The following is a 10,999-nucleotide window of genomic DNA, read 5'->3' on the forward strand; positions in this document are numbered from 1 at the left end:
CGGGGCTTCTCCCCATGAGCGCACCGAGACCCGCTCCAATCAGCGCAACGGCTCGCGTCCGCGCACGCTGTCCACGGTCGCAGGGGACCTGGAACTGCGGATTCCCAAGCTGCGCACCGGGTCATTTTTCCCGGCGTTGTTGGAGCGGCGTCGCCGGGTCGATCAGTGCTTGTTCGCGGTGGTGATGGAGGCCTACCTGCACGGCACCTCCACCCGCAAGGTCGACGATCTGGTCAAGGCACTGGGTACCGATACCGGGATCTCCAAAAGCGAGGTCAGCCGGATCTGCAAAGACCTCGACACCGAGGTCGCGGCCTTCCGGGACCGGCCGTTGGGTGATCAGCGCTTTCCGTATGTCTTCCTCGACGCCACCTACTGCAAGGCCCGGGTGAATCATCGGGTGGTGTCGCAGGCGGTGGTCATCGCCACCGGGGTGGCCGCTGACGGGCGCCGCGAGGTACTGGGCTTTGAGGTCGGAGACTCCGAGGACGGGGCGTTCTGGACCGCGTTTTTGCGGTCGTTGAAATCCCGCGGTCTGGCCGGAGTCCAACTGGTCATCTCCGATGCCCATGCCGGACTGCGCAGTGCCATTGACGCCGTGCTGATCGGGGCCGCCTGGCAGCGGTGTCGAGTGCACTTCCTGCGCAACGTGCTCGCCCAAGTGCCCAAGGGCTCCGCAGAGATGGTCGCCGCCGCGATCCGCACCGTCTTCGCCCAGCCAGACGCCGAGCACGTGCGCGAACAACTCGACACCATCGCCGGCATGCTCGGCCGCCAGTTCCCCAAGGTCGAAACCATGTTGCGCGAGGCCGCCGCCGACATCACCGCCTTCGCCGACTTCCCGGTGGCCCACTGGAAAAAGATCTGGTCAACCAACCCACTATCCGTTAACCGGCTCTCCGGGGACACGGTTCGGGCTGCAGCGTGAGGTTCACGCACAAGCGCTGAGCACGGATGGATGCTGTCTGCATCTCGGTGGGGGAAGGCGGAGCGCGATGCGGGTACTCAAGAGCGACAGCGGATATGTCCTGGAGGGCGACTGGGACGGGCAGGACGCGGTGAACGCGTTTCTCAACCATTTGGCGGACGGGGTTCAGCGCGGCACGGTGCGGCCTACGCATTCGACGTCGCCAATTTGAGCCGGTTCCTCGTCCAGCAAGCGGTCGGGCTCGCCGCGTCGATGCGCCGTTGGTGTTCGACTGGATCGACTGGCAAGGCGTCCGCCGAACGGACAGCCCACCGCGGTCACGCTCGTCGACCCGCCGGCAGCTTCGACGGTGAACCGCCGGGTCGCGGCAGTGCGCGCGTTATTCGAGTATCTGGTGATGACCGGTGTCTGCACCGACAATCCGGTGCCGTCGCCGCGGCGGGACAGGGGCTGCGCCAGTCGCAGCGGGGTTGCTCGGTCATCTGGGTCCCGGCGTGCACGCAGTGGCGGTAGGTTGGTGCGTCAGCCGCAGCGTCTTCCGGAATCGTTGTCCACCAACGATGTCGACGCGTTCCTGGCGACACTGGCAACGCACCGGGACCGGGCGATGGTGCTGGTGATGCTACTCGGAGGGCTGCGTTCGGCCGAGGCGCGTGGCCTGCTGCTCGCCGACGTCGATATGGGCCGGCGCCGGCTTCGGGTGATCGGCAAGGGCGGCAAGGAACGTCATGTCCCGGTCGATGCGGCGTTCTTCACCGAGCTCGCCGCCTACCTGCGATGGGAGCGGCCGCCGGGTTGGCGACGCCGCAGTGCTTCGTAGTGCTGCGCGGCCCGACGACCGGTGCACCGGTCAGCGAGGCCGGCTGCGCAGCCTGTTCCGTCGGCACCGGGAGACCTCTGGCGCCACAAGAGTCCGCCGCACCGTTTACGGCATACCTACGGCACCGAATTGTCGGCGGCCGGAATCGATCTGCTGGCGTTGCGGCGTTGATGGGGCATGTCTCGCCGGAGACCACGGCCCGCTACGTGCATTTGTCGATCGAGCAGCTCGCCGCCGAATACGGTGCTGCTCGTGCGACGTTGGCCGGAGCCCGGCAGTGACCACGGTGTTGGTCGGCCAACCGTAGGCGCCGACGAGGTGGTGGCGGATTATCTCGACCACGTCGCCACCCTGGGTTTGAGCGGCGGGCGGTACGCGACCGGATTCGGATCGCTCGCGACTTCACCGCACGCCACCGCGACCTGCACGCCTGGATGACGCTGCCGGCAGCCGAGCGGATCGCCGAGATACGGACACCGGGGCGTGGCCGCTGATCTGTCACACGATCGGCACCGGCCGGTTACGGCTGGACGTCGAGCTGGCCGCGGTCAAACAGTTGACCGGCTGGCCGCGCAGTGGAGGACCGGGATCCGAGCGGATTCGCCGCGTTGCGGAATGCGGAATTCGGTTGGCTGGAGGAGTTCCTGGGTCGAGACGGTCCTCGGCGAATGTCTGGCGGTAGTGCTGGCACACCACGGCGGAATGGTCGCCGACCTGACCGGCGACGCGCTCGACGACTTCGACGCCGCGCTGTCACGTACCGTGGTGCCGCCATCGTCGCGGCGGGCATACAGGGGCGGCTGGCCAGCCTGCGGCAGCTGTTGTTCGAGACCGCGGTCATCGACACCGCGCCGAAACGCCGGCGGTGGGCCCGTAGCCTCGAGCAGCGCTTCACCGAGGTGGAGATGCCCGACCCGATCCGTCAGACGTTGCTGCGCTACATCGGCGTGCGCGCGGCGGTGCTGCGGCCCAAATCGGTCGAGTCGCTGATCAACGACCTGCTGCCCTTCGCCGAATACCTCACCGCTCACCATCCCGACGTCATCAGCCTGCGTGAACTCGACCGGAGCTGCATCGAGGGCTACCTGAAATGGAATCGCACCCGGGGCTGGCGTGGTCAGCGCGCCGCCGCGGGCGCCGGCGCACCGTCTCGGCCGCGGTGGCCCAGTCGGCAGTGCTCAGTCTGCGCAACCTGCTCGACGACATCACCGCCTGGGGCTGGGCGCAGGCCCCACCACGGCGGTTGGTATTCGCCGCCGACGTCCCCAAACTCGACCAGCCGTTGCCACGCGCGCTAGCACCCGATGTGGACGCGGCAGTGATGAACGCCGTTGCCCACCTGCAGGATCCGTTCGCCCGCATCGGCCTGACCGTGCTGCGTGGTGCCGGCCTGCGGGCGGGGGAACTGCTCGACCTCGAACTGGGCAGCATCATCGACTACGGACCGGCCGGAACCTGGCTGAAGGTGCCACTGGGCAAGCTCGCCACCGAACGCATGGTCCCGCTCTCCGCCGCGACCCTCGCCGCGCTCGACGAGTGGGTCGCCCTCCGCGGCACGCACCGGCCGCTGCCGCACCCACGCACCGGCGTGCTCACCGACTTTCTGTTCACCCGGCACGGACGCCGCCTGGGCTACACCCGGCTGCGCAACGGGCTGCTCACCGCCGCTGAATCCGCCGGGTTGCACCGTCCCGACGGCGGCGTCCTGATGGTCACTCCACATCAGTTGCGCCACACCTGGGCCACCGAACTCGCCAACGCCGGGATGAGTCTGCAGGCCTTGATGTCCTTACTCGGGCACGTCACTCCACAAATGACGATCCGCTACGCCACCCTGGCCTCGCCCACCCTGCGCGCGGCCTACGACGAAGCGATGGGCAAGATGCGCCGCCAGTTCACCCTCACCCCGGTCGGCAAACCGATCCTGCCCGACAAGGTCGGCTGGCTGCACAGTGAAATGCTGAAAACCCGCGTTGCACACGGATACTGCGCTCGCCACGAATCCGCGGGCGCGTGCCCTTATGCCAACATCTGCGAAACCTGCGACAACTACGTCACCGCCCCCGAATTCCGCGACACGCTCACCGACCAACTCGCCGACGTCCAGGCCCTCAGAACCGACGCCGAGTGCCGCGGCTGGACCGACGAAGCCGCCCGCCACGACCGCGTCGCCCACGCCCTTACCGACCACCTCCAGCGCCTCGATCGATGAACATCCCACCCCGACGGGTTGACCCGCCCCCGAGGGCCGGATAATGGAGCGATTGAACAAGGAAATCAAACGCCGCACCGACGTCGTCGGCGTGTTCCCCAACCCCGCCGCGCTGTTACGGCTGGCCGGCTCGGTACTCGTTGAGGCCCACGACGAATGGCAGGTCGCCGACAAGCGCTACCTCTCCGAGACCAGCCTCGCTCTGCTCGACGTCAGTGACCAAAGTGCCGAAACCATTGCCCCCACAGCCGCTCTCACGGCATAGTGGCTACCACAGAGCCACACGCGGACACGCGACCGCTCTTACACCACTCCACGGGACGTGACCACCGCCCCCAGGGACACCGGCAACCAAACCTCCGACATTCCACACAAGGCAACACCCCCTGTTTCCCGACACCCTCTACGGCGCCGCTCACCTGGCGAAATACCGCCACGCATCACCGAGCGACAAAGGCCCATGCCGACGCATGAATCGGTCCAGATCGACCGCTTAATCAGCTACTGAACCGCCCAGCACGAACTGCGCAGCCGCACGCGCACGCTCCTCGATGGTTTTCAGCCGCAGAATCGACTGCTCGGCAGCACCGGCGGCCGACCGCGCCTCCTCGGCAATCTCGGTGAGCCGCGCTGCGACGAGCTGGGCCGAGCGAGTCACCGGCGCGCGTGGACCCGGTAGGGGTTGGCCGGCCAACAAGGCCGCACACGTCCCGGCCTCCCAGCCCAGCGCCGAGCCGATCCTATCCAGCGTGGCCGCACGAGACGGGACCATGCCATGGTTGATCAGCCGCGAGATCGTAGGCCGCGCCACGCGCGCCAGGCGTGCCAGATCATGTTTGGACAACCCCTGTTCTAAGCGGGCTTGTTCCACCGCGTGGACGAGCAGCCACGCGGGGTCATCCTCGCTCAATGGGCGCTCGCCGGGAACGCGATCTGCACCGGCGCCACCATCCGGTCAGTGACGTACAGGCCACGACCGGGGTCAGCTGGCACGGCTTTCGTTTTGCCGACGATCGGCCCTTCATCAGGGTCGCCGTCCATTACCACGACAGGTGCTTTGGCCTTGAGCAACTCCCCGATTATCGGATTGGTCAGCGTGCGGCCCCACTGAGCGATCCGCCGCGACACGACCAGGTGCAGGCCGACCTCTTTACCCCGCGCAATAAACCGCGCCAGCGGGCCCAACGGGTATCCGGTTCCTGCCACGAACCCACCAGTGTCCCAACTAGCAAGGGTCTCTTCACGATCGATGAAGACAAAGATCTCTGGCCCGCTCCAACGCCGCGTCCCCGCAGCCAACTCCGCCTGGCTTAGGTCTGTCATCGGCATACGTTCAGTCAGGATCGCCCCCAGGCTGTCACCCAAGGCACGCACCTGGTCCTCCCGGAAAACGTAGGCGCCCAAATGTTCACCTTCGACCACGCGCAGCAACTCATTATGAGGGTCCACCACATAGATCTGGGCCTGCTCGGGCCCGTACACCCGCATCACAGCTTGGGCCACCGTGGCCAACCCGCTCGACAATCCACATTCAGGCCGACCGGTAAGCAGCAGATGCGGGGTCGCAGCGAAGTTCGCGACCGCCGGCTCCAAACCGATTTCTGAAATCCCGAACGGCACGACACCACTCCAGTCGACCCCACCCGGCCCATGCTCACGCTGCTCCCATTGCGCGAAGACCTCGTCGATACCGACGATTTTGGGCAGCATCCGTACCCGCGCGGCCGCACTGTCAGGTCCAGCGAGCCGCTGAATTGGCTCAACGGCTGCTGCCACGTCGGCGCGCCGCCCTTGCACGGTTATCTCCGGTAACCCGGCCTGAAAATGGTACCCCTCCATCGTCGTGCCGCGGCCCCTGATCTTGACCACGTTGACCTGCTCGACCTCACCGCCAGTGTCGTCCTCTTCGTCGAGGAACATCTTCTGCTCCCCGAAGGGAACGTCGCGCGCGACCTTCACATTGTTGACCGTCATGTCATCGTTGTCACCGAGCTTGAGCTCCACGTTGCTGGTGAAATTCTTGGTCATTCCTGACGGGAATTTGTTGGCCACCCAGCCACTGGTCGACACAATGGCGTGCACCCCAACATCGGGTCCTTTAGCCAAGATTCGTTCCACGTCAGAAACCAACAGCTCCCAGTTCTTCACAAACGTTGGCCAGCCATCGATCACCAAAAACACATCGCCGAACGAGTCTTGAGGCACCTCACCTGGCACGCCGCCAAATTTGCGTTCACGCAGCTTGGTTAGCGTCAGACCTAGCTTGGTGAACGCCTGCTCGCGCTGATCGATCAGCGCCAGCATCTCGGCGATGATTCGTTTGACCTGCTCGGGGTCCACCTCGCGTGCGAAACCACCGACGTGCGGCAAACCAGCTACCAGGTTGAGGTCCGGCCCGCTGAGTGCGATGACGTAGAACTGAAGCCGCCGAGGATGATACAACAAAGCGGCACCCGAGATCATCGTCGCGATGGCCACCGTCTTACCCGATTGCCCCATACCAATGACCGCGCAGTTACCTTCGGCCAGATTGGGCGCATAGACAAGCTGGCGGTGGTCGCGCGGCCTGTCTTCGATCCCGACCGGAAACATCAGCCTCGAGAGCTCGCTTTGGGCCGAGCCATAGTCGACATCCCACGGTTGGCCCCGCAACCGCCGCACCAGCTCATCAGCAGGGACCGGCTGCAGCGGCGGCAGCCACATCGCTTGCAGTGGAGGAAGATTCAGCCGATTCAAGCAATCCACCGTTGCCTGCACCTGTTTGACGGTGCGGCCATCGGCGCCAATGATGGCGCGTGGTTCCGGGATTTTGGTCTGCTCGCCCTCGCCGTCGCGGGCCATCTGCAGAGCAGGCATACCGACCGCCTGGAACTCTTGTGGCTCAAGGTAACCGGCTTCCTGCCTGGCCGCAGCAGCTGCTGCCCGTTGGGGCGGTACATAGCTCTTGAGCACGAACGCCGTCTGAAACCTCGTCAGGTTCTTGTTGGCACCTACCTTCAAAAGCCCAGCCCCAGCAGGTTTTTTGGGCAGATGATTGGCCTCATCGCTACCCAACACCTCGTGGGAATCGGTGTCGCCGACAGTTCGCAGCGCCACCCGCACCGGGATGTTACTCATGATGCCGCCCTGCATCTGGTGGCCCAGCCGCTGCGACCCCATCACGAGGCGAAGCCCCTGCGAGCGGCCCTGGCGGCCGACCTCGTCCATGACCGCTTTGGCTCCGTCATGTTCAGCGAACATCTGCGTGAACTCATCGACAATCAGCAGCAGGTGCGGCATCGGCCGCAACTTCTCCTTCTTGTGAATGCGCAAATACTCATATTCAGCGATGTCACTGACCCCAGCCCGGTCAAGCCAAGACTTGCGGCGCTCCATCTCGCCGTAGAGGACATCTTCCATCCTCACAATCCACAGGCGATCGTTACGCAAGTTGCTCATCGCCGCGACGCAGTGCGGGAATCCCGCCACCAAATGCGCCAACGCACTACCCTTAAAGTCAAACACCGCGACCTTCAACGAGTCTGGCGAATGCGTCAAACACGCCGACGTAATCAACGCCGTCAAAAACACCGATTTACCACTCCCAGTCGTGCCGACGACGACGACGTGATGGCCCATCCCCTCGAACTCGTGAGTCTCCTTCAAGTCGAGGGCCACGGGCTGTCCATTGCGTGGATCAATACCGATCGGGAACCGCATCCACTCCCGACCCCACTGCAATTCGCCCTCGTCGTCTTGCAGCGGCGGACCCAGCCGCGTCGCCGCCCAGGCCTCCTCCACATCGATATCGCCCGGATCAGCGTGGCCGAGAATCTCATACAGATCCACGACCTTCGATGCGGCGGCAGTCGAACTTTGCGTTACCCGCGAATCTGCATGGTATCTAGCCATTTTGCGCGCAAACGCGACCGCGGACGCCGTGTCCAGCGTATCGGGGAGCGCGAAAAACCCCTCCTCGTCATATGCCCCGTCGCGCTTGACATGCAATGTGAACTCAGTTGTCATCCGCCGCGCCCTCCTTGACCACTACACGCACAAAGGTCACGCCCGCGACCCCCCCAACGCCCCTGCGATTCAACGTGTCCCATTCACTATCCACACGGAGCTGGTCGTTGATCACAAGCCAATGCGGACGTACCCCGTCCGCGGCGCCAGGGTCCCCGTAATTCTTTCGAGCGCCATGCAATTCGTGACCAACCGCCGCATCCATCGCCGTCGGCGACGTCCACACCATTCGCAACGGCCCGCCACTATCAAAGAGCTTGTCGTGTTGGCAATGCGGCAACCACTTGACCCAATCCCATCGTGCTGGTTCGTCGGTGACGACCATGACTTTCAAGTCCTGCGGTGAATGGAAGCAGGCCGCCTGACAAATCATCGCCCGCACCACACCGTGGACTGTGTCCGGACCATCCTCACCCACCAACGTCATCAGCGGAATCACCTTGAGCGACAGCGGTTTAGCGATCCCACTAATCTTGGACTGCTCCAACAAAAACTTGCGCAGCGCGTCATAGCAGACTGGCTCATAATCGGCCGACTCCCCCAACCGAGGCTTAGCCAGCTTCTTCGCCAAATCCGAAGTACCGGTTCCGAAACGGACAAAACCAAAGTGCATCGCCAAGTCCTCAGCAGAACCCGATCGCTCCCACATCCGCGGCGACCCGACCAACCCACGCAGCATCGCCGGTTCGGGATGCAAGAACTGGTAATTGGCGAACTGACGCTCGGCGTCACTTTGAATCACATCACGTGTCTGGTCGAGCTCGTCCATGTAGGCACGGCGCTCTTCTTCCAACGCCTGCGGAGACAACGCCTTATCACCGCCACCAAAACGGCCCTGCATAAACACCCCGGCGAACGACACAATCATCATCACCGGCACAAACAACGAAAACAAACTCATCGGCCCCGAGCGCAGCCCCGGTTGAGTCAAGATCATGGCCATCATGCCCAAAAACGCCGCGCCCATGACTGCAGGCAAAATGATCTGCGCCTTCGTCATCGGCAACCGGCGCGGCGCGATCGGAGAATCGCGTACCGACTGCATGCCGCCATCAACTTTGGGCGCCCTCAGCCGCCGAGACGGGCTGAAACGAATCGTCGACAACCTTCTCCCCCTCCTATCCGCCGGCCCGTACGTTGGTCTTCGTCGGCAACACAGCCACCGCGTCCGACGGGCTATGCACCGTCAACGCGGCCGCCCGCGACAACTCCGGTCCCGCAGGCCACACCTGCAGCATCGACCACGGCGCCGGACGAACCTGAGATAACACCAGCCCCAACGCCTGCACGCTATTGTCGTCAAACGGCACACCATAGCGCGACCCGGTGGAGCTAGTCAGCCACATCGTCTCGCGCGCAGGCGAATCCAATGCCTGACCAGTAGTGCTAACAAACGTCGATGCACCATCACCGACCAAGACCTGATTCGCTTGCACCCCGCCATTGCCGGCACCCACCAACGGCACCATCTTCGCCCGCTGATCCGCGCGGATGGGCAACCCCCGACCCGAAATCACCGCGAGCCGCGCCTGACGCTCGCTCACACTCCACTGCCACGCCACACACGAAACCGGCCGACTGCCCGCATCAACCAGGCGCACAGGCGACCGCGGATAATAATCCACATCAAGAACATGACGCAGCGGAATATGCGCCAAATGATCCGGCGATATCTGCGGCGGCGTGGCTAAACCAAACGAATCATGCTGGCGCAGCATCGAAGCCACCACAGGCGAGACCTCTTGAACCCCATCTGCCAGCACCACATAAAAGCGGTCCGACTGTGCAGCCACATCCCGGCTCGCCACCACCGCACCGACAACAACCCCCGCCCCCAAATCCACCTGACCGGGCCCACCGGCGCCAGGCACCGCGGGAACAGCCAGCGGTCCCCCCGCCGGCAACGCGTCAAAAAGGGCCCGCGACATCCCCGTCGCCTGCGCCCCGGGCGCAATCCCCAGGGGCCCGGCGACCGCGGACTGAGACAGATCAATCGGCATCCGAACACCATTAGTCACCAGGTGTACCTGCGGCCCATAAGACAACAACAAGGCCTCGCTGCCGGCGAGCTCTCCCGCCGCCTCCCCGAGCAACAACTGCCCATTGATGCCCGTCACCAACGGCGAACCACCAACCGTCGTCGGCGCCGTGTCGCACACAGCCCAGCGCGAAACCTGCGGAGACACCACCGCCGGTGTCTCCACCGGAGCGCCCTGGATCCCCACCGTCGGCCCTTTGGGCCACTTCGCAATCTCCCCCGATGCCACAAACGTCGGCCGATCCGGCGACCCAGCAATCAGCTGCGCCGACACCAGATTCAACGCCGGATACAGTCGCTTGTCGACCACCACAAACAACGCCCCCGACGAACGATCAGCAACGATCTTCGACGAGTCGTCGATCACCCCCGCCGGGCGAAACCACCCGTACACGAACGCCCCCACCACGAGCACCACACCCAACACCGCCGACAACATCAACAGCGTGCGGTGCCAGCGAACCGGATTGATCTCCATGCTCACCGAACGGCGCAGCAACGCAAACGACAAGCGTCGCCGAACAAAGAAATGACCCGAAACCTGCGTCTTAGACGCCAACTTCAACGGCACACCGGCACCGTACCGCCCCCCGCTACACCCCCGCTACCAGCACGTCCAAATTGAATGAAAACCCAGAACACCGCAGTGGCGCCAGATCGCTACAGGTACCGGGCTTTCAGGACCTTGACCGCCAGCGATCGGAGTCCGCCCCAAAAGCGAAGTCGCCCTACCCATCAGGATCGCAGCTCACTCCTGGCCGCCGACCATCTCCTCGAGTTCGGCCATCGACTTAGTAAGGCTCGCCAGCCCGGGACGACGGCCCTATCCCGTGCGACGGCCGCCATGAGGCGGCGCGCATTCTCACGCGAACCTAGCAGGTACACCGTTTCGCGCCCCGAATCGTCGTCATCGGCGTACATGGGCCCGTCCGTAACCGTGACTGGCAAGCTGAATCTGTGGTAGGTCGTCCTCGCACCATTTAACGCAACCTGCGT

General features: G+C 64.3%; 8 protein-coding genes and 3 pseudogenes. 6 read left to right on the plus strand and 5 right to left on the minus strand.

Annotation, left to right across the window (positions count from 1 at the left end; genetic code table 11):
- The 6 genes and pseudogenes from NF20_RS02860 to NF20_RS02875 form a co-directional block, all read left to right on the plus strand.
- Positions 1-883: pseudogene (locus NF20_RS02860) on the plus strand (IS256-like element IS1245 family transposase); the annotation flags it as partial.
- Positions 884-995: 112 nt separating this feature from the next.
- On the plus strand, positions 996-1,139 hold the full coding sequence (locus NF20_RS27925; protein ID WP_255343425.1) for a hypothetical protein: 144 nt from the start codon (positions 996-998) through the stop codon (positions 1,137-1,139).
- 336 nt (positions 1,140-1,475) lie between these two features.
- The gene (locus tag NF20_RS27930; protein WP_255343426.1) at positions 1,476-1,748 is read left to right on the plus strand and encodes a tyrosine-type recombinase/integrase; all 273 of its coding nucleotides are present in this window, start codon (positions 1,476-1,478) and stop codon (positions 1,746-1,748) included.
- An 821-nt stretch (positions 1,749-2,569) separates the two neighbouring features.
- Positions 2,570-3,046 (plus strand): hypothetical protein, encoded by a 477-nt coding sequence (locus NF20_RS27935; RefSeq protein WP_255343427.1) that lies wholly within the window; start codon positions 2,570-2,572, stop codon positions 3,044-3,046.
- Positions 3,047-3,069: 23 nt separating this feature from the next.
- A complete protein-coding gene (locus NF20_RS27940) occupies positions 3,070-3,960 on the plus strand; it encodes a tyrosine-type recombinase/integrase (RefSeq protein ID WP_230484148.1) in 891 nt (296 codons plus the stop codon).
- 43 nt (positions 3,961-4,003) lie between these two features.
- Positions 4,004-4,225 (plus strand): annotated as a pseudogene (locus NF20_RS02875) (transposase); the annotation flags it as partial.
- 228 nt (positions 4,226-4,453) lie between these two features.
- Here the strand turns inward: NF20_RS02875 and NF20_RS02880 are convergent.
- From NF20_RS02880 to NF20_RS27945, 5 genes and pseudogenes are all read right to left on the minus strand, one after another.
- Positions 4,454-4,870, minus strand: a complete 417-nt coding sequence (locus NF20_RS02880) for a helix-turn-helix domain-containing protein (protein ID WP_007172150.1) — start codon at positions 4,868-4,870, stop codon at positions 4,454-4,456.
- Entirely contained in the window at positions 4,867-7,965 is a 3,099-nt protein-coding gene (gene eccCb, locus NF20_RS02885; protein WP_007172149.1) for a type VII secretion protein EccCb, read from the minus strand. Before eccCb ends, NF20_RS02880 begins: the two co-directional genes overlap by 4 nt.
- Complete coding sequence (locus NF20_RS27060) at positions 7,955-9,010, minus strand: hypothetical protein (RefSeq protein ID WP_007172148.1); 1,056 nt, start codon at positions 9,008-9,010, stop codon at positions 7,955-7,957. Before NF20_RS27060 ends, eccCb begins: the two co-directional genes overlap by 11 nt.
- A 73-nt stretch (positions 9,011-9,083) precedes the next feature.
- On the minus strand, positions 9,084-10,574 hold the full coding sequence (gene eccB / locus NF20_RS02895) for a type VII secretion protein EccB (RefSeq protein WP_007172147.1): 1,491 nt from the start codon (positions 10,572-10,574) through the stop codon (positions 9,084-9,086).
- Positions 10,575-10,751: 177 nt separating this feature from the next.
- Positions 10,752-10,924: pseudogene (locus NF20_RS27945) on the minus strand (type II toxin-antitoxin system prevent-host-death family antitoxin); the annotation flags it as partial.
- Positions 10,925-10,999 lie beyond the last annotated feature (75 nt).

The organism is Mycobacterium sp. MAC_080597_8934 (assembly GCF_000523975.1).
Lineage (GTDB): Bacteria > Actinomycetota > Actinomycetes > Mycobacteriales > Mycobacteriaceae > Mycobacterium > Mycobacterium avium.

Coding starts and splice junctions, on each gene's coding strand:
- NF20_RS27060 (WP_007172148.1), bottom strand. CDS start 9,010: ATGCAGTCGGTACGCGATTCTCCGATCGCGCCGCGCCGGTTGCCGATG.
- NF20_RS27925 (WP_255343425.1), top strand. CDS start 996: ATGCGGGTACTCAAGAGCGACAGCGGATATGTCCTGGAGGGCGACTGG.
- eccCb (WP_007172149.1), bottom strand. CDS start 7,965: ATGACAACTGAGTTCACATTGCATGTCAAGCGCGACGGGGCATATGAC.
- NF20_RS27940 (WP_230484148.1), top strand. CDS start 3,070: ATGAACGCCGTTGCCCACCTGCAGGATCCGTTCGCCCGCATCGGCCTG.